This is a genomic window from Antiquaquibacter soli (assembly GCF_030580675.1).
Classification (GTDB): Bacteria; Actinomycetota; Actinomycetes; order Actinomycetales; family Microbacteriaceae; genus Rhodoglobus; species Rhodoglobus soli.
Window position 1 is genome coordinate 1,058,526 of the sequence record NZ_JAUQUB010000001.1, and the last position, 23,380, is coordinate 1,081,905.

The window sequence follows — 23,380 nt, forward strand, 5'->3', positions numbered from 1 at the left end:
GAGGTCGAGGGAGGTGACGTGAACGAGACGACAGAGCTGCTCGCGGTGCGGGTCGCCGAGCTCTACTACGAGGAGAACAAGTCCCAGGACGAGATCGGGGGCCTCCTCGGTATTACGCGCTGGAAGGTGGGCCGGCTGCTCAGCCAGGCTCGGGAGCAGGGCATCGTGTCGATCGAGATCGTGCATCCGCGCGCCCGCCGGCTCGGCGTCGAGCGGCAGCTGCGTGAGCGCTTCGGGCTCGACGACGCGGTCGTCGTGCCCGCGACCGATGAGCCTGAGCTCTCGGCACGCGTGGCCCAGGCGGCGGCGGACTTCCTGACGGCGGTCCGCCCGGTCCCGCGCACGCTCGGCGTGAGCTGGGGTCGCACCCTCGATGCGATCGCGGAGCGCCTGCCGACGGGGTGGGCGACGTCGGTGACCGTCGTGCAGATCAACGGCGGTGTCAGTCTGAGTCGCCGACCGGGTACGGCAGCGCACACAGCGACCACGATCGCGCAGAAGGCGGCCGGTCAATCGGTTCTGCTACCGAGCCCCGCCATCCTCGAACGGCTCGAGACCAAGCGCGCGATCGAGTCCGATCGCACCGTCGCCGGCGTCATCGAGCTCGCCGAAGCGGCCTCGATGTACCTGTTCAGCGCGGGAGTGGCGGATGCCACGTCGATCCTCGTCGACAACGGGTACCTCACCTCGGCCGACGTGGCCGAACTGCGTCGCAAGGGCGCGGTGGGGGACGTCGTCGGTCGCTACATCGACGCCAACGGGAATATCGTTGACCCCGGACTCGACGAGCGGACGATGGGACTGAGCCTCGACAAGCTCAGGTCGTCGAAGAACACCGTCCTCGTCCTCTCCGGCGAGAGTAAGCACGATGTCGCCCGCGCCATCGTGACCAGCGGGTTGTGCACGGTCCTCATCACCGATGAGTCGACCGCCTCGGCCCTGTTAGAGGAGCTCCCATGAATTCCAGCGGACCATCCGCACTCGCCCCGGCGCACAGGGCGATCGAACTGATCGGCTCCGATCTGACGGAGAAGTCCCTCCGACTGCACCTGGAGGGTCTCTCGGGCGTCGACGCCGTCGGCCTCGAGCAGCGCGCCGCGTCCCTCGGCACTCGCTCGATCAAGACGACCTCCAAGGCGTGGGCGCTCGACACGATCATCCGGCTCATCGACCTCACCACTCTCGAGGGCGCCGACACCCCCGGCAAGGTGCGCTCCCTCGTCGCGAAGGCGCTCACCCCCGACCCGCAGGACGCCTCCACGCCCCGCGTCGCGGCCGTGTGCGTGTACGGCGACATGGTGCCGTCGGCCGTCGAGGCACTCGGCTCCGCCCACGGCGATCCGGACGCGGGCGGCATCTCGGTCGCGGCCGTCGCGACCGCGTTCCCGAGCGGTCGGGCATCCCTGGCCGTCAAGCTCGCGGACACCGCGGACGCCGTCGCGGCGGGCGCCGACGAGATCGACATGGTCATCGACCGCGGCGCGTTCCTCGCCGGCAACTACGGACTGGTCTTCGACCAGATCGTGGCCGTCAAGGAGGCCTGCCGTCGCGACGACGGCAGCTACGCGCACCTCAAGGTCATCCTCGAGACGGGCGAGCTGAACACCTACGACAACGTGCGCAAGGCGTCGTGGCTGTCGATCCTCGCCGGGGGCGACTTCATCAAGACCTCGACGGGCAAGGTCTCGCCCGCGGCGACGCTCCCCGTGACCCTGCTCATGCTCGAGGTCGTGCGCGATTGGCACCGCCTCACGGGCGAGAGGATCGGCGTGAAGCCCGCGGGCGGCATCCGTGCCTCCAAGGATGCGATCAAGTACCTCGTCACGGTCGCCGAGACCGTGGGCGAGGAGTGGCTCGTGCCCCACCTGTTCCGCTTCGGCGCCTCGAGCCTCCTGAACGACGTGCTCCTGCAGCGACAGAAGCTCTCCACCGGCCGGTACTCCGGCCCCGACTACGTGACGGTTGACTGACCCATGAGCTTCCTCGACTACGCCCCGGCACCCGAGTCCACGAGCATCCTGCACCTGAAGAAGAGCTACGGGCTCTTCATCGACGGGCAGTTCGTCAAGGGCCACGGCTCACCGTTCCTGACGATCTCGCCCTCGACGGAGGAGCGCATCGCGGAGATCGCGAATGCGAACGCGAAGGACGTCGACACCGCCGTTGCCGCCGCCCGTCGGGCCTACGACCGCACGTGGTCGAAGCTCTCGGGAGCCGACCGCGGCAAGTACCTCTTCCGCATCGCCCGGCTCGTCCAGGAGCGCGCTCGCGAGCTCGCGGTCGCCGAGAGCCTCGACAACGGCAAGCCCATCAAGGAGTCTCGGGATGTCGATGTCCCGCTCGTCGCCGCGTGGTTCTTCTACTACGCGGGGTGGGCCGACAAGCTCGACTACGCCGGCCTCGGCCCGAATCCGCGGGCCCTCGGAGTGGCGGCGCAGGTCATCCCGTGGAACTTCCCGCTGCTCATGCTCGCGTGGAAGATCGCCCCGGCGCTCGCGGCGGGCAACACGGTCGTGCTCAAGCCCGCCGAGACGACCCCGCTGACCGCTCTGCTTTTCGCGGAGATCCTCCAGCAGGCGGACCTGCCCGCGGGCGTGGTCAACATCATCACGGGGGCCGGGGACACCGGTGAGGCACTCGTGAACCACCCGGACGTCAACAAGGTCGCCTTCACGGGGTCGACGGCCGTGGGTCGCGCGATCGCCAAGTCGGTCGCCGGCACGGGCAAGAAGGTCACGCTCGAGCTCGGCGGCAAGGCGGCCAACATCGTCTTCGACGACGCGCCGATCGACCAGGCGGTCGAGGGGATCGTCAACGGCATCTTCTTCAACCAGGGGCACGTGTGCTGCGCGGGCTCCCGGCTCCTCGTGCAGGAGAGCATCCACGACGAGGTCATCGACCGCTTGAAGACGCGAATGTCGACGCTGCGACTGGGGGATCCGCTCGACAAGAACACCGACATCGGCGCGATCAACTCGAAGGAGCAGCTCGAGCGCATCCGCGAGCTCAGCGACATCGGGGAGGCCGAGGGCGCCGAGCGGTGGAGCGCCCCGTGCGAGATCCCCGCGAAGGGGTTCTGGTTCGCCCCGACGATCTTCACGAACGTCTCGACGTCGAGCCGCATCGCGCGCGAGGAGATCTTCGGGCCGGTGCTGAGCGTGCTGACCTTCCGCACTCCCGCCGAGGCGATCGCCAAGGCCAACAACACCCCGTACGGGCTCTCCGCCGGGATCTGGAGCGACAAGGGCTCCAAGATCCTCGCGGTCGCCGACCAGTTGCGCGCCGGCGTCATCTGGGCCAACACGTTCAACCGCTTCGACCCCGCGTCGCCCTTCGGCGGCTACAAGGAGTCGGGCTACGGCCGCGAGGGGGGCCGCCACGGCCTCGCCGCGTACCTCGAGGGAGGATCCTGGTGAGCCGGCTCGCAGTTCCGAAGACGTACAAGCTCTACATCGGCGGAAAGTTCCCGCGCAGCGAGAGCGGCCGTACCTACGAGGTCGTCTCGACGAAGGGCGCGTTCCTCGCGAACGCCGCCCTCGCGAGTCGCAAGGATGCCCGCGACGCCGTCGTCGCGGCCCGCGGCGCGTTCGCTGGCTGGTCCGGGGCGACCGCGTACAACCGCGGCCAGGTGCTGTACCGGATCGCCGAGCTCCTCGAGGGGCGGCGCGACCAGTTCATCGACGAGGTGGTGGCGACGGAGGGAGCATCCCGACCCTCCGCGACGAAGCAGGTCGACACGGCGATCGACGCGTGGGTCTGGTACGCCGGCTGGGCGGACAAGTACGTGCAGGCGGCGGGCAACGGCAACCCCGTGAGCGGCCCCTACTTCAATCTCTCGACCCCGGAGCCGACGGGAGTCGTCGCAGTGGTCGCCCCTCAGTCGGGCGGTTCCCTGCTGGGCCTCGTGAGCGTTCTCGCACCGGTGATCGTGAGCGGCAACACCGTCGTCGTCATCGCGAGCGAGTCCGCGCCGCTCAGCGCCATCACGCTCAGCGAGGTGCTCGCGACGAGCGATGTGCCCGGGGGAGTCGTCAACGTGCTGACCGGCTCGCCGAAGGAGATCGCGCCGTGGCTCGCCGGTCACGCCGACGTCAACGCCCTCGACCTCGCGGGTGCCGAGGCGCTCGACTGGGTCGACCTGCAGATCTCGGCGGCAGACACTCTCAAGCGAGTGCTGCCCCCGGTCGTCGGCATCCCGTCGCCATCCCTCGACCGCATCGTCGCGTTCACCGAGACGAAGACGGTCTGGCACACGAAGTCGCTCATCTGATGGCCGCGGTCGTCGTGGTCGGCAGTGCGAACGTCGACCAGGTGTTCCGCGTCGACCGCATCCCCGAGCCGGGGGAGACGGTGCTCTCGACGGGGTTCGCGAACGCCCGCGGCGGCAAGGGGCAGAACCAGGCGGTCGCGGCGGCGCGGGCCGGGGCATCCACCGCCTTCATCGCCGCGATCGGCGACGACGGATTCGGCCGGCTCACCGCGGAGGGCCTCGCGGAGGACGGCATCGACTCGTCGCGCCTGCGCACCCTCGACGGTCCCACCGGAACCGCGCTCATCGCGGTCGATCCGCGGGGCGAGAACACGATCATCGTGGAGGCGGGGGCGAACGGCCGGCTGGCGCCGCTCGACGAGGCCGACCGATCCGTCATCGCCGCCGCCTCCGTGCTCGTGATGCAGCTCGAGATCCCGCTGGAGACCGTGGCGGAGGCCGCGGCCGCCGCGCGCGCGGGCGGCACGACCGCCCTGCTGAACGCCGCTCCGATCGCGGAGCTCCCGGATGCCCTGCTCGCGAATCTCGACGTGCTCGTCGTCAACGAGCACGAGGCGGCGCACTTGCGCTCGAGCTCCGGTGCCGCGGAACTCACGGAACTCGTTCCCACCGTCGTCGTCACTCTGGGCGCCGAGGGCGCGGAGCTGCATCGCCGCGGGGGCGACGTCGTGCGCGTGCCGGCTCCGCGGGTGACGGCGGTGGACGCCACGGGCGCGGGCGACACGTTCTGCGGCGCCTTCGCTGCCGCCCTCGCCGAGGGAGCCGAGGCCGGCGACGCGGTGCGATTCGCGGTGACGGCGGCATCCCTGTCCGTGCAGGAGCACGGCGCGGTGCCGTCGATCCCGCACCGGGCGGCCATCGATGCCGCACTCGCCGAGTAACGAAAAGGCTACAAAAAGGTAACGACGAGGTAACGAAGCGCGCTAGAGTGTCAGGACCCGCGACGGTGCGGGCCACCCGAGACTCGAAGAGAGCGTGTCAATGGCGACAGCGCGACAGCCCGATGCGCGCACCTCCCTGCTTGCAGCGGCGGCGGCTCTCGCGCTCGTGCTCGCCATCGTGCTGAGCCCCGATACCGTGGGCACCGCGGCGGCCAATCCCTTCTCGAGCCTGCGCTCGCCCGGGGAGATGGGCTTCGTCGCCGGGCACCGCGGCGACTCGGATGCGGGGCCGGAGAACACCCTCCCGGCGCTCGCCGGAGTGATCGACAGCGGTGCCGAGTTCGTGGAGACAGACGTGCAGCTCACCGCCGACGGCGTCCCCATCCTCATGCACGACTGGACGCTCGACCGCACCACCGACGGCACCGGTCCGGTGTGGGCGGCGACGTGGGAGCAGATCAGCAGGCTGGACGCGGGCTCCTGGTACGACGCGGACTACCGGGGCACGCGGGTGCCGCTCTTCGAGGAGTTCCTCGCGATCCTCGCCCCCTCGCCGACGCACGCGATCGTCGAGCTGAAGGGGTCGTGGACGCCCCACGACGTCGAGATCGTCCAGCGACTCGTCACCGAGTACGGCGTCGCCGACCAGGTCGTGTTCGCGAGCTTCGACATCATGACGCTGCGAGCCGCCCAGCTCGTCGCCCCCGGTGTGCAGCGTGCGATCATCTCGCGCGAGGTCAACGGAGAGCCTGCCGACCTTGCGGCGGAGTGCGGCGCGATCGCGATCATCGTGAGCAAGGCGTTCGTGCTCGCCCGCCCCGAGCTCGTCGACCGGATCCACGCGGCAGAGCTGGGCGTGATGGTCTACACGGTCAACGATTCGGACGCCTGGATGGAGGCGATCGAGCTCGGCGTCGACGGCATCATCACCGACACCCCGGGCGAGCTCGACCGCTGGAGGCACTCGGGCTGACCCTCATTCGCTCGCTGTCGTCATAAAACAGACAGACCTGTCTCCCCCCTAACGAGGGTACCGATGGTGCTCACGAGAGGGTGGGCATGGGTACCTGGTGGCGCGCGGTCGCGGCGGGGGTCGCACTCGCGGCGGGGATACTCGGTAATGGCGGCGCGAGCGCGGCAGTCGCCGACAACTCCGTCCGAGTCGCCGCGACCGAGCCGTCGGCGTGCTCGGGGCGGCCCTTATCGTGCGACCTCGACGCGGCACGACGAAGGCGCCCGACACAGGCACCCCGTTGACCGTCACCGCCGCCTACAACGCGGCGGGCCAGCTGACCTCGGAAGCCAAGAAGCGTCCGGGTCTGCTGGGAAGCTCCACGGTATCGACGTCGTACTCCTACGACGCGAACGGTAACCGCACCAAGGAGCAGACCGGGCTGGCGTCCACGACCTACTCCTACACCGACGACGACAAGCTGTCGAAGATCTCCGAGGCCGGCCGCACGGTCACGACCGGCTACGACGGTCTCGGCCGCGCCCTGACCTCCACAACAAGGTCGCTGCTGGTGCTGGGGCAGACGAGCACGCAGGTGTGGGATGGCCTGGAGGTGGTGCAACAGGATGCCGCCCTCACGGGTGTCTCGAACCTGGTGCGTGACGTCACCGGTGAGGTGGCCATCCAAACCGCCGAGGGGCTGCTCTCCGGTGGTGACCGGTGGGGTTTGACGGACCGTTTGGGTTCCACGATCGGCCAGGCGTCGGGGTCGCGGGTGTCGCAGGTGGTGTCGTACTCGGATTGGGGCATCCCCACCTTCCAGACCCTCGGCTACAACTCCGCTGCTGGTTTCACCGGCGAGCTGGGCGACAGCATCACGGGGTTGAGTGAGTATTTCGCTCGCGCCTACGATCCGTGGTCGGCGTCGTGGTTGCAGGCGGACCCCTACCGGGGAACTCTGGATGCCCCGGGCACCCTCAACCGCTACGCCTACGCCGAGGGCAACCCGGCGACGTTGCAGGACTACTACGGGTATGCGACCTCCCGCGTACAGCTCGAGACACGGCAGGGTGCCTCGACGGGTCCGTCAGGACCGCGGGCGAAGGGCGGCCCACCGCCGAAACCGGATGCGACTTCCCCGGACGACTATGTCGAGCGCGGGACTGCACGACACGCGCCGCCATGCGCTCTGGCTGGGCCGTGCGGAACCAACGTCGGTGCGATACCTCTGATAGCCGGCGGGGCCCTGGCCGTGCTGCTCTCAGCACTCCGAACCCTCGTTGCAATCGGTCTCGCAACGGCTGCGATTCTCGCCCTGATCGCCATCATCGAGCGAGTCCTGCGAGAGATCGACAAGCTCACCGAGGACCGACAAATCGCCGCACCCCCCGCGCCGAAGCCCCAGACCCAGACCGGCGGGGGAAGCAACGGCGGCTCACCACCAGTAATCCCGCCCGCGCTGGGTGGCCCCGACCACGAGGACAGCGACGACGGATTCGACCAGGTCGGGGGCGAGGCAGGTCGCTACTCGGTAGACGAGCTAGCGCAGCTTGCGACTCGACATGGCGGAGAGGGTCGTCCAAGCTTCGAGGATGCACTAAATGCATTGGAGAACGGCACTAGGTACACAGTGGAAGGCAGTCAAGGAGTTCGGTTCGACTATGGCAATGTCCGCGTCATCATCAATGAGGCCCAACCATGGCGAAGCACCACATACTGGATTGGATCGCCCTGACGGGGAGGCTTGATGTCAACAACGGTAGAAGTGAGCGCGGCCCAATGGGGTAGTCAGGTGGGAAGAGACGCGTCCGACACGTTCGGAGCCCGCGTGCAATCCTGGGCAGCACACGTCAGTCGTTTGGCGCGCGAACGTGACATGCATGAGGACGATCCTGCTCGGTGGGGCGCGGACGACTTCGTCGCTGCGCTGTTCGTGCGAGATCGTCTAGAGGCCGCCATCGAGCAGGTGTGGGAGGGCAATGCTGCGCCAGCTGTCGTCCGTGTGGCGGACGACTTGTTCGAGAACGTCTCCGAGCCGATCGATTCGTTGCATTTCCTCGAGTGGGATGCCCGCGACGATCGCTGGTGGTGGAAACGCATACCCACATATGGACCGATTCGTGCCGAGATCGAACGGCGCCGGGCGACAGTATCCCACCACTCGCTGTCCGAAGAAGGTTTACGAAGGCTGGCGAACGGGCCCGTTCCGACCGCGGTCGCCTCGTTCATGCAATGGCTGGCACGACGGGGATTCTCGCCGGCCCCGGAAGCTGGGGAAGACCCTGCGACCAGGTTCTATCGTGCAGACGGCATGCGGGTCTCAATGAGGATCGGGCCCGAGGGCTGGGAGTTGCTCGTCGGTCCGCCCGTTGCGGCGGGCGAAGAGTTCGGGGCGTTCGAGTGGGCCACTGTGTCAGGACTTCAGGTCGACCAGACAGGATTCGAGGGTGCAGCCCGCTTCTTTCGAGCCGAGTGGCCGCGCGTCAAGGCTCTCTCTACGATTCCTGCCACCGCGGAGTCGCTCAGGGAGGCCCGCAGCAGCCGCAGCGAGCAATAGTGCAGATAGCAGACCGCACTTCAACGGTCCAGCCGGAGGGCACTGTGACTACTGGGGAACGCCCTGGGCTGAGCGTATTCGCCTGACGAGCACGGAGACGAGAGAACTGGGTTCCTCCGCGTCGATGTGGGCGTGACAGCAGGTCTCGCGGCTGTGTGATTCGACGATGTCGCGCCGGAGGCTATAGCCGCGCGAGCAGATCCCGGTAGAAGCCGATGCCGCGCTCCCAGCTCGCCACGCGCATCCGCTCGTTCTTGGCGTGCAGGGTGTCCCTCTCGGCGCGGCTCAGCACGAAGGGCGTGAAGCGGTAGACGCCGCTCGAGATGCCGGTGAACGACCGGCTGTCTGTCGCGCCGGTCTGCACATACGGGGTGACGATCGCCTCGGGGTGCGACGTCGCGACGGTCGCCGCGATCGTGTCCCACGCCTGGCCGCTCGTGGGGGAGATCGGCGAGGGCTCGGTGGCCTGCACCATCTCGATCGCGACCGCGTCATCCCGGATCGCCTTGCGCACGTGCTTCACTGCCTCGGCGACGCTCGATCCGACGGCGACGCGGATGTTGACCATCGCCTCGGCGCGCTCCGGCAGGGCGTTGGCGGCGTGGCCGGCGGACAGCTGCGTCACGGCCTGGGTGGTCTGGGTCATCGCGCGCGTCTCATCCGACCTCGAGAACACCCGCAGCAGTAGCGGTTTCGTCACGGCGAGCGATCGCAGCGCGCGACCGACCGTGCCCGTCGCGTGCGGTGCGAGGGTGCGGAGCATCTCGAGCACCGCCGGGTTGAAGCCCGCCGGGAACGGAGTCGAGTTGAGCCGCACGATCGCCCGCGCGAGTCGCGCCGTCGCGCTCAGCCGCGGGGGAGTGGACGCGTGGCCGCCCTTCTGGTCGACGACGAGGCGCACGAGCGTCGGTCCCTTCTCGGCGACGCCGATCACGGCGAGCGGCTCGCTCACCCCGGGGAACGCGTCGTCCGCGACGGCGCCGCCCTCGTCCAGCACCAGCGACGGCCGGATGCCCCGCTCCTCGAGCACGGCGGCGGCGGCGGCGGCGCCGCTGCCGTGGGTCTCTTCGTCGTGACCGAAGACGAGGTACACGTCGTGGGCGGGTTCGAATCCGGACTCGACCTGCGACTCGACCGCCTCGAGGATCGCGACGAGCGAGCCCTTGTCGTCGATCGTGCCGCGACCCCAGATCTCGCGGGCGTCGCCCGCGCCGGTCACGTCCGCACTGAACGGCGGGTGGGACCAGCCCTCGTCGGTCGCGGCGACGACGTCGTAGTGAGCCATGAGCACCGCGGGCTCCGTCGAGTACCGGCCCTTCCAGCGGTACAGCAGCGTGTGCCCGCCCACGAGCTCGCGCTCGAGTACACGGTGCAGGGCGGGGTAGAGCCGCTCGACGGTCTCGCGGAAGCGGTCGAAGTGCTCCCACTCGACCTCGTCGGTCTCGAGACGGGAGACGGTCGGGATGCGGACTAGCTCCTGGAAGCGCTCGAGCGCGCGGTCGACAGCCATGATTCGAGCCTATACACGCGCCCCCGATCCGATACCGTGGCTCCCGTGAACCGACTCGCCCGTGTGATCCTCGCGGCTGCTCTCGTCGTGATGCCCGCGCTTGGGGCATCCACCGCCGTCGCTGCCGAGCCCGCGTCGCCGATCGTGCGCGCCGGCGTCGACGACTTCGTCTTCGAGAGCTTCAGCGCCGACTACTACCTCGACGTCGATGCGGAGGGGCGCAGCACCCTCACGACGGTCGAGACGTTCGTCGCGGTGTTCCCGGAGTACGACCAGAACCGCGGCATGCGCCGGGCCATCCCCGGCGACTACCAGGGAGCACCGACCGACGTCGCCGTGCTCTCGATCACCGATGAGAACGGCAACCCGCGCCCGATGGAGGTGGAGACCGACGACGACGGCTTCGTCCTGGCCACGAGCCGCGCCGACGGCTTCGTCCACGGCCGCCAGACCTACGTCTTCACGTACACCCAGCACAACGTCACGCGGTACTTCGAGAACACCGACTCCGACGAGTTCTACTGGGACACCAACGGCACCGGCTGGTACCAGCCCTTCGGGTCGGTGACCGCGCGAGTGCACGTACCGGCGGCGCTCGCCGAGCGGCTCACCGGCAACGCGGCGTGCTACTTCGGCTACGAGGGCGCCGACCAGCCCTGCGAGATCGCGAGCACCGTCGAGGGCGACGAGACCGTCTTCGAGATGTCGGTGACGGATGTCGCGGCCTACCAGAACCTCACGTTCGCGATCGGGTTCGAGCCGCAGACGTTCGTGCCGCGCGACGACAGCTACCTCGGCTCGCCCCTCGCGTGGCTGCAGATCGCCGCGCTCGTCGGCCTTGCGGCCTCGCTCGTCATCGCGATCGTCATGCGCGTCACCGTGCTCGCGGACGGCCGTGGCCGGCCCACGATCATCGCCGAGTACACGCCGCCGAAGGAACCGGACATCATCACGTCGTCGATCCTCATCGGCAAGTCGCGCCGCGCGGTGGCGGCGCAGCTCGTGGACTGGGCGGTGCGCGGGCGCATCCGCATCATCGAGCAGCCCGCGCAGGGCTGGTTCGCCCGCGGCAACGAGTACCTGCTTCAGCTCGTCGACCCGAGCGGCCTCCAGGGCGGCCAGCTGCAGCTCGCGCAGGCACTGTTCGGCTGGCAGCTCGCGCCCGGCACCGGGTACCTCATGGGCAAGACCGACTCGACGCTCAGCCAGTTCGTGCGCGGGATCATCCAGTCGGCGACGGCCGCGACGAAGGCGCAGGGGTATCGTGCCCGGGGCAAGGGCTGCCTGCCGGTGCTGCCGATCCTCCTCGCGCTGGGGTCGGCGATCGCGACGTTCATCCTCGGTATCACGCTCGTGGATGCCGCGATCGGCGGCGCGCTCCCGATGCTGTTCATCGTCCCGGCGATCATCGTCGTCATCGCCGTGTTCGCACTCGTCGCGCGCCAGCCGCTCACGGAGAAGGGCGCCGAGGTGCGCGACCACCTCAAGGGCCTCGAGCTCTACATCCGCCTCGCGGAGGCGGACCGTCTCCGGATGCTGCAGTCGCCGACGACCGCCGAGCGAGAGGCCGTCTCGACGAGTGACCCGAGACAGGTGCTCGACGTCTACGAGAAGCTCCTGCCCTACGCGGTGCTCTTCTCGCTCGAGAAGCAGTGGGCCGAGGAGCTCGGCCGCTACTACACGGAGGCCTCGCCCGACTGGTACTCCGGCAGTTCTGCGTTCAACGCTGCCGTCTTCGCCTCGAGCATCAGCTCGATGTCGTCGAGCGTCTCGACGTCCTACTCGGGCAGCTCGTCGAGCTCGTCGAGCGGCGGGTCCGGCGGCGGCGGCTCGTCGGGCGGCGGCGGTGGCGGTGGCGGCGGGGGCGGCGTCTAGTCAGCGCGCCGCGATGCCGAGGAGCCGCTCGGTGTCGCCGAAGACCTCGAGACCTGCGCAGTCCGCGGTGCCGTCGAGCAGAACCTCTCCCGTCGGCGAGAGGTGCCGCACCGACACTCGGGCGTCGAGGGTTTCCTCGACCCGCTGGTGCATGGCTGTCCGCAGAGGCGCGTGCAGCAGTCCGCCGCGCACGCGCTCCGCGGAGAGCTCGAGCCGGCCGCTCGGGCCGTCGAGCCGCCACGTCACGCGCGAGTCCGTGATCTCGAGCAGTTCCTCGCGTGAGCCGTTGTAGGTCGTCCACTTATGCAGCACGCCGCCGTGGCGGAACCCGACGATGTAGCCGCGGAACGACCGGCCGAGCCACGGGATGATCGCCACCGAAGCGATGAGGGAGGCCCCGGCATCCGCATCCACATGGTTGCTCGCGAGCCACACGTAGCCCGCCGGGAACGCCTTGCCCCAGTCCTTCTCGATGTAGCCGCGGCCGCCGTGGAAGCTCCGCGTCGAGCCCTCCACCTCGAGGGTCCCCGACAGCCCGTGCCCGAACGACACGATGCCGTGGAAGCACTCGAGGAACGGCACGAGCCCGTACCATCCCATGATTCCGGGCTCGCGCAGCGTCACAGGCCACGGCTCGAGCGGGCTCGAGTACTCGAGGCGCCCGCGCAGCTGCGGCAGGTCGAGGGTCACGCCCGAGGAGTCGAAGCGGTTGGGGCCGACCGCGACATCGAAAGCCGAGTCGGATGCCGCGAACTCCGCCACCTCGAAGCGGTGGTACCACGAGCGTCCCGAGAGGCCGTCGAGCACTTGCACGAACGCCTCGTCCCGCTCGGCGTCGTTCGCGAGGCCGCGGAACACTCCCGGGATCACGGCCCAGCGCTGCGCGCGGTCCTCGGAGACGAGCTTGACGTACCAGCCCTCGAAGAACCCGCGGTCGACGCCGATCCCGTGGAACGCCTCAGGATGCCGGACTCCCCGCACCCAGGCGAGCGGGCCGCGCGGAGCCGCCATCAACTGGCGGCGCCAGCCGCCCAGTCCACCACGACGTCGTTCGGGCCCGCGCCGAGCTTCGCGTGCAGCTTCGACCCCGGGTACACCAGCGGCAGCGCGGAGGCCGGTACGGCATTGCCGACCTGGATCTGGTACGGCTCGGGCACTCCCGTCGCGACGGTGAGCGTGAGCGCGTGCACCGGGTCGCCCTTGTGGTTGTTGACCCCGATCGGCTGGTTGGCGACGAGCACGACCGTGATGGGCTTGCCGTTGGCGAGGATGTCAGCGGCGCTGCCGGGGCCGGTGTTCTCCGGGAGGTTGACCTCGGGCGGCTGGCTCCCGAAGTCGATCGCGACGCGCGACGGGTCGGCGGGGTCGACGCGCAGGGCGAGCACGACCCCCGGCTGCTGCAGCTGCGGGATGACGATCTCCTGAACCCGCTGGGTGATGGTCGCCTGGTACGGCTGCTGGCCGTCGCGGATGACGTTCACGACGAACGTGCAGCTGCGCTCCACCGGGGCGTTCATGATGCTCACCGTGGTGCCGGAGAGAGTCATCGACACGATTTCCCCGCGAGCGAGGATGCCGGTTGCGAGGAGCTCTTGGTCGACGCCCCCGGTGAGGTTCCGGAAGCCCTGGGCGATGTCGTCGAACAGTCCCATGGTGTACCCCTTCAGGCGTGCGGCGGACGGGAGTCGCGCTTAGCGTAGCGGCTGGCCCCGCGCTCCGCGAGGGTTTGGATAGGCTGAGGGCGATGAGCGCCTCGTACCCCTCTCCCGCCCGCCGCACGGCGCTCATCCCGGCCCTGCTCGCGGCCGTCGCCCTCCTGGTCGGGGTGGCCCTCATCGACGGCGGTGGGTTCACCGTCATTCGCTACATCGTGAGCATCTTCGCGCTCATCGTGGCGGTGTTCGCGTGGCAGGCGAAGCACTGGTGGTGGCTCGTGCCGCTCGTGCCGATCGCGATCCTCTGGAACCCGGTGTTCCCGATCGAGCTCGGCCTGCCCGACGTGTGGCTCGGCCTGCAGTACGGCGCCGCGCTCGTGTTCATCGCGGCGGGCATCCTGATCAAGGCCGTCACCGCGGAGAACTAGTGGCCGACGCACCGAGGGGACGGATCGCGCGGTGGCTCGCCGCAGTTCCGACGAGCGCATGGATCGTGGTGGGTGCCGGGGCAGTTCTCGGCATCTCCGCTCTCTTCGGCGGGCTCGACGAGGCTGACCTGTCATCGAAGCAGCCGCCCGTCGTCGCCGTCGACGAGCCGATCGTGCGCGACGAGCTCACGATCGCTGTGCACTCCGCCGAGCTCTCGATGGTGGCTCCCGACTATTCGTTCGAGCCGGACGAGGGGATGATCTACCTGCTCGTCGAGGCGACCGTCACGAACAACTACACGACGACGGCGATCGGACTCGATGAGGCCCTGCGCCTCGACGGCACCGAGAAGCCGACGACCGATCGCCTCGCCCGGGTTGTGGACGGAAGCAGCCTCCCGCAGGCCAACCCGGGGCTCCCGATCGGTGTGGTGTGGGTATTCCAGGTTCCCGAGGACGAGGTCGCGCCCGGGGACACCGTGCGGGTCACGGTCACCGCCAAGTCGTTCACCGAGGACGGCGACGTGACCTACGGCTCGTACTGGTCCGACCCGAAGCCGACGGCCTTCGTCGACGTGGAGGTGCAGGGATGACTCGGCCCCTCGCGTGGCTCGCGGCGGCGGGCATCCTCGTCGCCGCGGGCGCCGTCGTGCTGCTCGAGCCGGGGGAGCAGCTCGCCCAGGGACCGATCGTCGTGGCCGTTGACCCGGGCGAGGAGGGTGCGGGGCGCAACGTCGTGGCGACGTTCGGCGACGTCAGGATGGGCGAGGTCCTGGAGCTCGACTCCACGGGCGCGATGTACACGACCGAGGGCGTCTGGGTCGCCGTCGACGTGGTCGCCGAGTCGGTCGTGTCGCCCACCGGGCTGCAGAGCACGCTCGAGATCGACGGCAAGGAGTATCTCGGCTCGGAGCGACTCGACACCGACGGCATCGAGTCGTGGACGCTCGCCGCGGGGCTTCCTACTGCCGGCACGGTCGTCTTCGAGATCCCGCCGGAGCTCGCGGGCGGCACCGCGCACGTGCGTCTCGCGGGATCGGGCACGCCCCGGCTCGACAGCGTCATCGAGCTCACGGTCGATCTCTCGAGCCTCGAGGTCGCCCCGAGCGTCACGGCGCTCGCGGCGGGGAGGGTGGACCCGTGAGCTGGCTGAAGTCGAATCGGTGGGCGCTGCTCGCGCTCGTCGTCCTTGCGCCCGCGGCACTCGTCGTCGCCCTCAGCGCGGGGTGGTTCGATTACGTGGAGCAGCAGAACGGCCGACCCATCCGCGCTGTCGCCGGTCAGACCGTCGAGTACGGCGGCTCGCAGTTCTCACTCCTCGAGTCGTACCGCGTCGACGCGGACACCGACCGCGGCCAGGCCGCAGGGCTGCGGCCGGGCACCACCCTGGTCTCGGCGACGATCGGTGTCACGCCGGGCGCCGAGCCCCCGTCGTGCTCGGTCGAGCTGACGGATGCTTCCGGGGAGCGTCGCTGGGCGGAGGCGACCTTCGCCGACGCGGATGTCACGAACGCCGACGGTACCGAGTCGTACTGCAGCACCGACGCCGAGGGGCCGTACCGGCTGCAGGTGTTCTTCGTCGTGCCCGACGACGCGGCCGAGGCGCCGGAGCTACGCTTCTCCCGGTTGGACCTTCTGCCGGACCTTGTCCTGTTCGAGCTGTAGTTCGGCGCGGCCGGCGGGGCTCAGCGTGAGGCAGTAGCTCCACGTCGCGGCGATGAGGGCGATCCGGATCGGCTCGACGAGCAGCGAGATGGCCAGCAGGATGCCCGTGTCGGTCGCCATCCAGAAGCTCAAGTCGTGGGGCCCGATGAGTCGGTTGACGCCGAACTGGATCCACGTCGCGATGGTCGAGAGCACGGCGTACGACAGCACGAAGAGCGCCACCGTGAGAGGCCCGGAGCGCCAGATGAGCCGCGCCGCCTGGGAGATCGGGAGCCAGCGACCCGCGAGGTCGCCCCCGACATCCGCAAGCCGAGCACGGATGAAGGGTGGAAAGCGCTTGAGCCGCTTCTCCGCGGCTGCGGCGAGGCGGGTGGGCGAGTCCTCGGGTCGCGTCACCGCGTAGACGATGCCCGCGAGGGTGAGCCACGCGAGCGGGAGCCCGATCACGACTCCGGCCTGGCCGAGGAGCCAGCCCGCCCCCTCCCACAGGAACTTGAGCGGCGCGACGGCGTCGCCGATCGCCGCGAGCGTGTCGTTGATCCAGGCCACGAGACGACGGCCGTCGAGCCACTCCATCACCCACCCCGTCACCTGGCCGATGAGGTCGATCGCGAGGAAGATCCACACCGCCTCGAGGTAGGCGGCGATGAAGCCGAACCACTTCGGCAGCTTCTCGCTCGACCGCTTGAGCAGCAGCCGCAGCACGAATGCGACGACGACGACGCCCACAGTGATCGGGGTCACCGTGACGAACAGCGGGGGCTCGGTCCCGTCGAGCGAGCGCTGCTCGAGCTGCGCACTGGCGAACGCGACCCAGTCGGTCTTGATGAGGCCCCAGGTCGCGAAGACGACGAGGAACGGCAGGATGCTCGAGCTGAGCGCCTCGACGAAGTTCTTGCCCGGGCGCAGCACGAGGAACATGGCGACGAACGACGCGACGCGCACCAGGACGGCGAGCGGGAGAACAAGGTAGCCGTAGAGCGGGTCGATGTTCGCGACGAAGCCCGCGAAGCGGATGAGGAGGTAGTTGGCGATCCAGCCGGCGAGGAAGAACGCGAGAAGGGCGGGGAGGTGGCGGGCGTACAACCGGACCGTGCCCTTGATGATTTCGAGCATCCCCCCGTTCATACCCACAGCCTAGGGCGCGTGAGATGCGAAGGCCCTCCCGGAGGGCGTACACTGGGCGCAACGCCGTCACCGGCCCACCGGTCGCTCCTCGATCGGGTCTGGGTTCACGGGTTCGGCGCCGTCATCCGGTCGTTACCGTCTGGCAACTCGCATACCACCGTGCTGTGGCAGCATCGCCCGGCACAAGGAGATACTCATTGGCTGTTGAGCAGACCCGGCGCCAGTCGCGCCAGTCCTCGAACCAGCGCCGTCGTTCCCGCCCCGGCGACGATGTCGGCGTCATCCCCGTTCTCGCCCGCGCCGCGCGCGAGGTCGAGACCGCGGTCCAGCGCGGCCCGCTGAAGCCCGCCAACCGAGCCCGGTTCCAGGTTGCGGCACTCCTGCTCCGTGAGGAGCGCGCTCGGGTGAAGGCCGACTCGAGCCTGACCGACGCGGAGCGCGCGAACGAGCAGAAGCGCCTCGACGGTCTCGCGGGCATCCTCGCGAAGACCGCCGCTCGCGACACGAGCCTCATCGCGATGCTGAGCGAGGATGCTCCCGTCACGGCCGCCGCGAAGGCGCTGCGCCGCGACCTGCTCCTTGCCGCGGGCGTCGAGCTCAGCCCCGACGAGCTCATCATCACGACCGAGCCGAAGCCCGTCGACAAGCAGGTCGAGAAGCAGGTCGTGCCGCAGTCGGTGCGCCAGATGCAGATGTCCAACCCGTTCCTCGCCCCCGACTTCAGCGCGGTGCAGGCGCAGGCGCCCGCACCCACGAGCCGCCTCGCGAACTGGGAGCTCATCGAGCCGCTGTTCCGGTCGTTCGAGTACGGCGCCGGCGGCGGCGCGGCGAGCATGGAGCTGCCCGAGGCGACGTCGCTCACCACCCACGGCGACCTCGAGCTCATGCGCCACCAGGCGCGATTCGTGGAGCGCGTGCGCCGCGGCCACCGAACGTTCCTGCTTGCCGACGAGCCGGGGCTCGGCAAGACCGCCCAGGCGCTCCTCGCGGCCGACGCGTCGAACTCGTTCCCGCTGCTCGTCGTCGTGCCGAACGTCGTCAAGACGAACTGGGCGCGCGAGGTGGAGCGCTGGACGCCGGGTCGCACGGCGACGGTCGTGCACGGCGACGGCGACGACGTCGACGCGTTCAGCGACGTCGTCATCGTCAACTACGAGATCCTCGACCGGCACGTCGGCTGGCTCAGCCGGTTCGGCTTCAAGGGCATGGTCGTCGACGAGGCGCACTTCATCAAGAACCTCAAGTCGGAGCGCTCCAAGCACGTTCTCGCGCTCTCGCGGAGCATCCGGGCCACGTCGCCGAAGGCGCTCTTCATCGCCCTCACGGGAACCCCGCTCATCAACTCGATCGAGGACTTCCGCGCGATCTGGCAGTTCCTCGGCTGGATCGACGACAAGAAGCCGCTCGCGCCGCTCATGGCCAAGCTCGAGGAGACGGGCCTCACTCCCGCCGACCTGGGCTTCTTCGCCGAGGCGCGTCGCGCCGTCATCGACATGGGCATCGTGCGCCGCAAGAAGGTGGATGTCGCGGCCGACATCCCGGCCCGCCGCATCGCCGACATCCCCGTCGAGCTCGACGACGAGCTGGGTCGCTCGATCCGCGCCGCCGAGGCCGCGCTCACCAAGCGACTTCTCGACCGCTTCGCGCGCGTGCGCGCGATCAAGCCGGACGCGACCGACGAGGAGCTCATCCGCGTCGTCGCCCACGCCGAACTGGAGGAGTCGAAGGGCCAGGAGACCGGCGAGAACGTCTTCACGATGGTCCGCAAGATCGGTCAGGCCAAGGCGACCCTCGCCGCCGACTACACCGCCCAGCTCGCGCGCTCGGTCGGCAAGGTCGTCTTCTTCGCGAAGCACATCGACGTCATGGATGCGGCGGAAGAGCACTTCGAGCGGGTGGGGCTGAAGTCGGTCTCGATCCGCGGCGACCAGAGCCCGAAGGCCCGGCAGGAGGCGATCGACGCCTTCACGACCGATCCCGAGGTCGCGGTCGTCGTCGCCTCCCTCACCGCCGCCGGCGTCGGGCTCAACCTGCAGGCCGCGTCGAACGTCGTGCTCGCCGAGCTGAGCTGGACGAACGCGGAGCAGACGCAGGCGATCGACCGCGTGCACCGCATCGGCCAGGAGCTCCCGGTGACGGCGTGGCGCATCATCGCCGCGCACACGATCGATGCGCGCATCGCCGAGCTCATCGGCTCCAAGGCGGGGCTCGCAGCCCGCGCCCTCGACGGCTCGGACGAGGAGATCGCCGCCGAGTCGAACATCCAGCTCGAGGCGCTGTCCGGTCTGCTGCGGGAGGCTCTTCTCGCGGACTAGTTCCGCACGCGTGCGGCGATCCGCTCGATCCCGGCCACGGGTATCGGCAGCCACTCGGGCCGGTTGCGCACCTCGTAGACGGCCTCGTAGAGCGCTTTGTCGGCCTCGAACGCGTCGACGAGCGCGTGCCGTTCGCCGAGGTCGTCGCCGGATGCCTCGCCGTAGCCCTCGGCGAAGGCGGCCCGCGCGGCTCGCGCCCACTCGCTCGCGTCGATTCCCCCGGTGACGGCGAGAGAGCCGGCCACGTAGTCGAAGGAGCGCAGCATCCCCGCGACATCGCGGAGCGGGTTGTCGAGGCGGTTGCGCTCGACCATCGGCCGCAGCGGCTCGCCTTCGAAGTCGACCATCACCCAGCCGCGGCCCGGCACGTCGAGCACTTGCCCGAGGTGCAGGTCGCCGTGGATGCGCTGCAGTGCCGGCCACGAGGTCGACCGGGCGAGGCGCAGGACGTCCTCGAGCGCGGAGCGGTGCGGGGCGAGCGCGGGGATCTCGGCAATCGCGGTTTCGAGGCGCCGGGCCATCGACTCGAGCGTGTCCTCGATGTCGGCCTGGTCGGCGGGTCGGGAATCGAGCGCCGCGGAGAGCGTCGCGTGGACGCCCGCGGTGGCGACCCCGAGAGCCCGGGCGCGAGCGGAGAAGTCCTCTCCCGCTGCCGCCGACTCGATGGCCACCCGCCACGCGTCGTGCGCGCCGGGCAGGAACTCCTGGGCGAACGCGAGGTGGCCGCGCGCCCGACCGCTCGGCCGACCGCGATCCGACCACTCGGCGACGACGTGACCCACGGCCCGCGGTACGACGGGAGAGCCGGCCGCCGCGAGGGCGCCCTGGAGCTCGACGTCGGGGTTGTCGCCGTGGTGGATGGCGCGGAAGATCTTGCAGATCACGGGCACGGCACCGGTGCCTGTCCACTCTGCGACGATCGACGTGTTGGACTGCTCTCCCGAGAGCACCCGGCTGGTGAGCGCGGGGGAGTCCGCGTCGAACGGGACGGCGGCAGGGTTGCGCCCGCCGCGCGCCCACGTGTCGGCGCCCGCGACTTCTGCGCCGGCCGCGAGCATCCTCAGAAGGGCGGCAACGTACCCGGGGTCGCGAGGAGCGTCGACGACCCAGTCGTCGCCGACCCTGCCGATCGGCTCGACGCCGGGGAGGGGATCCCTGCGGTAGGAGAGGGGCACCTGGTAGAGCAGGGGCTTGCCGGGGGTGTGGTCGAGGAGCAGGTGCGTCACGAAGCGCGCACCGGCGGGAGCGGAGAGCTCCCACCGCCCGATCTCCTCGAGCATCGGCCGGGCGCCCTTGTTCGCGAACCATCGCTGGCTCGCCATCCACTCGCCCACGAGCGAGAGGTCTGCACCGGATCCCGGCTCCGCCGGCGGGATTGTCATTGTTCAGACTAGGCATGTCCGGGCGTCGCCGGTCAAGGGGCTGGCGCGCCACCCTGCCAACGCACAGTCGTCGCCCAGCACTCACCAGGGAGCGCCGTCTACCGTGGAGGGCATGCCCGTTCGAGTTCCCGCGCTCGCCCGAGTCCCGGTGTGGGTGTGGCGCGCCCTCATGGCGCACCTCGGTCCGCGCGAGCTGCGCCGCTTCAACGCGCGCCCGCTGGAGTCGGTGGAGTACTCGACCGACATCGACTACGTCGGCGACCTCATCCGATCGCACCGGCTCGACGTCATCGCGCCCCGCGGCGTTGACGGGCCCCTCCCGGTGTACGTCTACTTCCACGGGGGCGGCTGGACCTCGGGCGACAAGGCGCCCCTCACCCGCTACTGCGCGACCCAGGCCGAGACCGGCATGGTCGTCGTGAACGTCAACTACCGCATGGCCCCTCGGCACCGCATGGCGCACATGGTCGAGGACGCGAATGCCGCGCTCGAGTGGATCGCCCGCGAGATCCGCGCCTTCGGGGGCGACCCGGACCGTGTCGTCGTCGGCGGCGACTCGGCGGGCGGCCAGCTCTCTGCGCTCGTCGCGGCCACCGCCACGCGGCCCGAGCTCGCCGAGCACTACGGCATCCGTCCCGCCCCGGCTCGCATCCGGGGCGTGGTGCAGCACTGCGGTGCGCTCGACTTCTCCGTCATCTTCGAGCGCGGGTTCATCCTGAGCACCAACTTCGTGCGGATGCTCCTTCCCGAGGGACGCCGTCAGCGCCGCGACGGTCTCGTCGCCGCAGCCCGGTACCTCTCGCCGATCGAGTGGGTGGACTCGGACTACCCGCCCGTGCTCGTGACGACCTCCCGCCCCGACCCCTTCTACCGCGCGAGCCTCAACTTCGCGGAGGCGCTCGCGGAGCACCAGGTGCCCGTCGAGGTTCACGTCGACGAGGTCGCCCAGCACACCTGGCAGCAGGATTCGCACGACCCGCGCTCCGCTCCCGTCTACGAGCGCCTGCAGTCCTTTGTGGCGCGGGTTGCCGGAGGTCACCGGATCAGCGTCTGAATCGGCGCTATCCTGCCTTCCGTGGCTACGGGGATAGACGACGCTCGCGCCGACGCACGGGCGCGGGACGCCGCCCTGCCCGACATCGACTGGATGCTCGTGCCGGAGGGCGTCGAGAAAGGCTGGCACGACGCGCCGAGCGGCAGGCTCGCGACCCTCTCCGCTGGCGACCCCTCGGCACCGCGCGTGCTTCTCGTGCCGGGCGTGACGGGCTCGAAGGAGGACTTCGTGCTCATGCTGCCGCTCCTCGCTGCGGCCGGGTACCGTGCCGAGTCGTTCGACATGGCGGGCCAGTTCGAGTCGAGCGGCGCAGGTCCCGAGAACCTCCGCCCGCCGCGACGGCACTACGACCACGACCTCTTCGTCGACGATCTCGTCTCGGTGCTCGAGGCGGGGTCCTCACCCGTGCACGTGCTCGGCTACTCGTTCGCGGGCACTGTCGCCCAGATCGCGTACTCGAGGCGGCCGGAACTGTTCGCGAGCCTGGCTCTCCTGAGCGCGCCGCCCGAGCCGGGCCAGGGGTTCCGCGGCGTGAAGGTGCTCGGTCCGTTCACGGGCCTCGCCTCGGGCCGGGTCGGCGCGGCACTCATGATCTGGGGCGTTCGCAACAACATGAACAAGGTGCCGCCGGGTCGGCTGCGGCTCGCTCGGCACCGCTTCGGTTTCACCCGCCGAGACAGCGTGAGCGACATCATCTCCCTCATGAAGCGCGCGCCCGATCACCGCGCGCTGCTCGCCGCGTCGAGGATGCCCAAGCTCGTCGCCGTGGGCGAGCACGACTTGTGGCCGCTCGAGCTCCACAAGGGACTCGCCGACGCCATCGGGGCTCGCCTCGCGGTGTATCCCACGGGCCACAGCCCGTGCGAGACGACGCCGCACGAACTCGTTCTCGACCTGATCGAGACCTACGAGAGCGCGCCGTCGGCCTGAGCCGACTCGCCCCGCTCCAGTCGGCGGCGCTCGGCGCGGCGATCCAGGAGCGACCGCTCGCGCCAGTTGAGCGCGAGCGTGCCGAACGCCCAGTCGATGCGGCGCTGGAAGCCCGAGAACGTGGCGAACGGTCGCGCCGACACCCCGACCCTCAAGGTCGGATCGAAGCGCACGCCCATATCGGGGGCGATGTGGATGGCGAGGTCGAGGTCGTCGTGGATCTCGCGCAGCTCGCGATGCACCTCGGTGCGCAGCCTCCGCCACGCGCTCGAGCGCAGTGCGAGGTTGGAGCCGAAGAGCGGCGCGTGACCGAGGAGCGCGCCGACGAACCAGATGTACCCGCCGATGTAGAGGTTCTCTGCGAGCCAGTGGACGACGCGGCTCGAGCCGTAGAAGTCTCCGGGCCCTGACAGCAGATCGAGATTGGCGTTGTCGTCGAACGCCCAGACGATCCGCTCGATCCAGTCCGCGGGCGGCACCGAATCGGCGTCGAGCCGGGTCAGCAACTCACCGGTCGCGGCGTCGAAGCCCGCCGCCGTCGCCGGGAAGATGCCCCGGAGGGGCTCCTCAACCACGCGGGCGCCGTGCCGACGGGCAACGTCCGCCGTGTCATCCGTGCTCCCGTTGTCGACGACGACGATCTCGTCTGCCGGTCGCGACTGCGCGGCGAGCGCCGTCAGGCACTGTTCGAGCATGACGGCGTCGTTCAGGGCGGGAATCACGACCGAGACGCGCATAGCGTTACCCAGCATAGCCAGGGGCACCCCCGGCGATAGTC

The 23,380-nt window shown here is 69.8% G+C and carries 22 protein-coding genes; 16 read left to right on the forward strand and 6 right to left on the reverse strand.

What is annotated here, in order from left to right; genetic code table 11:
• Window positions 1-18: 18 nt before the first annotated feature.
• From Q5716_RS05195 to Q5716_RS05230, 8 genes are all read left to right on the forward strand, one after another.
• Entirely contained in the window at window positions 19-960 is a 942-nt protein-coding gene (locus Q5716_RS05195) for a sugar-binding transcriptional regulator (protein WP_305002029.1), read from the forward strand.
• Window positions 957-1,970 (forward strand): deoxyribose-phosphate aldolase, encoded by a 1,014-nt coding sequence (gene deoC / locus Q5716_RS05200; protein ID WP_305002030.1) that lies wholly within the window; start codon window positions 957-959, stop codon window positions 1,968-1,970. The genes Q5716_RS05195 and deoC overlap by 4 nt, the downstream gene beginning before the upstream one ends.
• Window positions 1,971-1,973: 3 nt before the next feature.
• The gene (locus Q5716_RS05205) at window positions 1,974-3,416 is read left to right on the forward strand and encodes an aldehyde dehydrogenase family protein (RefSeq protein ID WP_305002031.1); all 1,443 of its coding nucleotides are present in this window, start codon (window positions 1,974-1,976) and stop codon (window positions 3,414-3,416) included.
• Window positions 3,413-4,270 carry an aldehyde dehydrogenase family protein gene (locus Q5716_RS05210; protein ID WP_305002032.1) on the forward strand — a complete coding sequence of 286 codons (858 nt, stop codon included), beginning with the start codon at window positions 3,413-3,415 and terminating at the stop codon, window positions 4,268-4,270. Before Q5716_RS05205 ends, Q5716_RS05210 begins: the two co-directional genes overlap by 4 nt.
• Window positions 4,270-5,151, forward strand: coding sequence for a ribokinase (locus Q5716_RS05215; protein ID WP_305002033.1), 882 nt, complete (start codon window positions 4,270-4,272; stop codon window positions 5,149-5,151). Before Q5716_RS05210 ends, Q5716_RS05215 begins: the two co-directional genes overlap by 1 nt.
• 100 nt (window positions 5,152-5,251) lie before the next feature.
• Entirely contained in the window at window positions 5,252-6,124 is an 873-nt protein-coding gene (locus Q5716_RS05220; protein ID WP_305002034.1) for a glycerophosphodiester phosphodiesterase, read from the forward strand.
• A gap of 280 nt (window positions 6,125-6,404) precedes the next feature.
• Window positions 6,405-7,838 carry an RHS repeat-associated core domain-containing protein gene (locus Q5716_RS05225; protein WP_305002035.1) on the forward strand — a complete coding sequence of 478 codons (1,434 nt, stop codon included), beginning with the start codon at window positions 6,405-6,407 and terminating at the stop codon, window positions 7,836-7,838.
• 12 nt (window positions 7,839-7,850) lie between these two features.
• Window positions 7,851-8,660, forward strand: coding sequence for a hypothetical protein (locus tag Q5716_RS05230; RefSeq protein ID WP_305002036.1), 810 nt, complete (start codon window positions 7,851-7,853; stop codon window positions 8,658-8,660).
• A gap of 181 nt (window positions 8,661-8,841) precedes the next feature.
• On the opposite strand, the gene Q5716_RS05235 is transcribed toward Q5716_RS05230, so the two are convergent.
• Complete coding sequence (locus Q5716_RS05235) at window positions 8,842-10,170, reverse strand: M20/M25/M40 family metallo-hydrolase (RefSeq protein ID WP_305002037.1); 1,329 nt, start codon at window positions 10,168-10,170, stop codon at window positions 8,842-8,844.
• Between the two features lie 45 nt (window positions 10,171-10,215).
• On the opposite strand from Q5716_RS05235, the gene Q5716_RS05240 reads away from it, so the two are divergent.
• Window positions 10,216-12,045 carry a DUF2207 domain-containing protein gene (locus tag Q5716_RS05240; protein ID WP_305002038.1) on the forward strand — a complete coding sequence of 610 codons (1,830 nt, stop codon included), beginning with the start codon at window positions 10,216-10,218 and terminating at the stop codon, window positions 12,043-12,045.
• Here the strand turns inward: Q5716_RS05240 and Q5716_RS05245 are convergent, their stop codons facing one another.
• Together Q5716_RS05245 and Q5716_RS05250 are read right to left on the reverse strand one after the other, a co-directional pair.
• Window positions 12,046-13,056, reverse strand: a complete 1,011-nt coding sequence (locus Q5716_RS05245) for a tocopherol cyclase family protein (protein WP_305002039.1) — start codon at window positions 13,054-13,056, stop codon at window positions 12,046-12,048. It lies immediately after the preceding gene.
• Complete coding sequence (locus Q5716_RS05250) at window positions 13,056-13,697, reverse strand: hypothetical protein (RefSeq protein ID WP_305002040.1); 642 nt, start codon at window positions 13,695-13,697, stop codon at window positions 13,056-13,058. The genes Q5716_RS05245 and Q5716_RS05250 overlap by 1 nt, the downstream gene beginning before the upstream one ends.
• A gap of 92 nt (window positions 13,698-13,789) precedes the next feature.
• Between Q5716_RS05250 and Q5716_RS05255 the strand changes: the two genes are divergently transcribed.
• The 4 genes from Q5716_RS05255 to Q5716_RS05270 are packed head-to-tail and all read left to right on the forward strand — an operon-like array spanning window position 13,790 to window position 15,793.
• A complete protein-coding gene (locus tag Q5716_RS05255) occupies window positions 13,790-14,128 on the forward strand; it encodes a DUF6804 family protein (RefSeq protein ID WP_305002041.1) in 339 nt (112 codons plus the stop codon).
• Entirely contained in the window at window positions 14,128-14,721 is a 594-nt protein-coding gene (locus tag Q5716_RS05260) for a DUF4352 domain-containing protein (RefSeq protein WP_305002042.1), read from the forward strand. The genes Q5716_RS05255 and Q5716_RS05260 overlap by 1 nt, the downstream gene beginning before the upstream one ends.
• The gene (locus Q5716_RS05265; RefSeq protein WP_305002043.1) at window positions 14,718-15,272 is read left to right on the forward strand and encodes a hypothetical protein; all 555 of its coding nucleotides are present in this window, start codon (window positions 14,718-14,720) and stop codon (window positions 15,270-15,272) included. Before Q5716_RS05260 ends, Q5716_RS05265 begins: the two co-directional genes overlap by 4 nt.
• Complete coding sequence (locus tag Q5716_RS05270; RefSeq protein ID WP_305002044.1) at window positions 15,269-15,793, forward strand: hypothetical protein; 525 nt, start codon at window positions 15,269-15,271, stop codon at window positions 15,791-15,793. Before Q5716_RS05265 ends, Q5716_RS05270 begins: the two co-directional genes overlap by 4 nt.
• On the opposite strand, the gene Q5716_RS05275 is transcribed toward Q5716_RS05270, so the two are convergent.
• Complete coding sequence (locus Q5716_RS05275) at window positions 15,740-16,909, reverse strand: hypothetical protein (protein WP_305002045.1); 1,170 nt, start codon at window positions 16,907-16,909, stop codon at window positions 15,740-15,742. The two genes, Q5716_RS05270 and Q5716_RS05275, sit on opposite strands and share 54 nt — an antisense overlap.
• A gap of 209 nt (window positions 16,910-17,118) precedes the next feature.
• Between Q5716_RS05275 and Q5716_RS05280 the strand changes: the two genes are divergently transcribed.
• Window positions 17,119-19,236: a DEAD/DEAH box helicase gene (locus tag Q5716_RS05280; RefSeq protein ID WP_305002046.1), complete on the forward strand. Its 2,118-nt coding sequence runs from the start codon at window positions 17,119-17,121 to the stop codon at window positions 19,234-19,236.
• Here the strand turns inward: Q5716_RS05280 and Q5716_RS05285 are convergent.
• The gene (locus Q5716_RS05285) at window positions 19,233-20,618 is read right to left on the reverse strand and encodes a maltokinase N-terminal cap-like domain-containing protein (RefSeq protein WP_305002047.1); all 1,386 of its coding nucleotides are present in this window, start codon (window positions 20,616-20,618) and stop codon (window positions 19,233-19,235) included. The genes Q5716_RS05280 and Q5716_RS05285 overlap by 4 nt on opposite strands.
• Window positions 20,619-20,730: 112 nt before the next feature.
• Here Q5716_RS05285 and Q5716_RS05290 point away from each other — a divergent pair, with 112 nt between their 5' ends.
• Window positions 20,731-21,672 carry an alpha/beta hydrolase gene (locus Q5716_RS05290; RefSeq protein ID WP_305002048.1) on the forward strand — a complete coding sequence of 314 codons (942 nt, stop codon included), beginning with the start codon at window positions 20,731-20,733 and terminating at the stop codon, window positions 21,670-21,672.
• A gap of 21 nt (window positions 21,673-21,693) precedes the next feature.
• A complete protein-coding gene (locus Q5716_RS05295) occupies window positions 21,694-22,602 on the forward strand; it encodes an alpha/beta fold hydrolase (protein ID WP_305002049.1) in 909 nt (302 codons plus the stop codon).
• Here the strand turns inward: Q5716_RS05295 and Q5716_RS05300 are convergent.
• A complete protein-coding gene (locus tag Q5716_RS05300) occupies window positions 22,578-23,354 on the reverse strand; it encodes a glycosyltransferase family 2 protein (protein WP_305002050.1) in 777 nt (258 codons plus the stop codon). The genes Q5716_RS05295 and Q5716_RS05300 overlap by 25 nt on opposite strands.
• Window positions 23,355-23,380: the final 26 nt, after the last annotated feature.

Coding starts and splice junctions, on each gene's coding strand:
- Q5716_RS05215 (WP_305002033.1), top strand. CDS start 4,270: ATGGCCGCGGTCGTCGTGGTCGGCAGTGCGAACGTCGACCAGGTGTTC.
- Q5716_RS05250 (WP_305002040.1), bottom strand. CDS start 13,697: ATGGGACTGTTCGACGACATCGCCCAGGGCTTCCGGAACCTCACCGGG.
- Q5716_RS05285 (WP_305002047.1), bottom strand. CDS start 20,618: ATGACAATCCCGCCGGCGGAGCCGGGATCCGGTGCAGACCTCTCGCTC.
- Q5716_RS05220 (WP_305002034.1), top strand. CDS start 5,252: ATGGCGACAGCGCGACAGCCCGATGCGCGCACCTCCCTGCTTGCAGCG.
- Q5716_RS05255 (WP_305002041.1), top strand. CDS start 13,790: ATGAGCGCCTCGTACCCCTCTCCCGCCCGCCGCACGGCGCTCATCCCG.
- Q5716_RS05230 (WP_305002036.1), top strand. CDS start 7,851: ATGTCAACAACGGTAGAAGTGAGCGCGGCCCAATGGGGTAGTCAGGTG.
- Q5716_RS05290 (WP_305002048.1), top strand. CDS start 20,731: ATGCCCGTTCGAGTTCCCGCGCTCGCCCGAGTCCCGGTGTGGGTGTGG.
- Q5716_RS05205 (WP_305002031.1), top strand. CDS start 1,974: ATGAGCTTCCTCGACTACGCCCCGGCACCCGAGTCCACGAGCATCCTG.
- Q5716_RS05235 (WP_305002037.1), bottom strand. CDS start 10,170: ATGGCTGTCGACCGCGCGCTCGAGCGCTTCCAGGAGCTAGTCCGCATC.
- Q5716_RS05245 (WP_305002039.1), bottom strand. CDS start 13,056: ATGGCGGCTCCGCGCGGCCCGCTCGCCTGGGTGCGGGGAGTCCGGCAT.
- Q5716_RS05265 (WP_305002043.1), top strand. CDS start 14,718: ATGACTCGGCCCCTCGCGTGGCTCGCGGCGGCGGGCATCCTCGTCGCC.
- Q5716_RS05275 (WP_305002045.1), bottom strand. CDS start 16,909: ATGCTCGAAATCATCAAGGGCACGGTCCGGTTGTACGCCCGCCACCTC.
- Q5716_RS05300 (WP_305002050.1), bottom strand. CDS start 23,354: ATGCTGGGTAACGCTATGCGCGTCTCGGTCGTGATTCCCGCCCTGAAC.
- deoC (WP_305002030.1), top strand. CDS start 957: ATGAATTCCAGCGGACCATCCGCACTCGCCCCGGCGCACAGGGCGATC.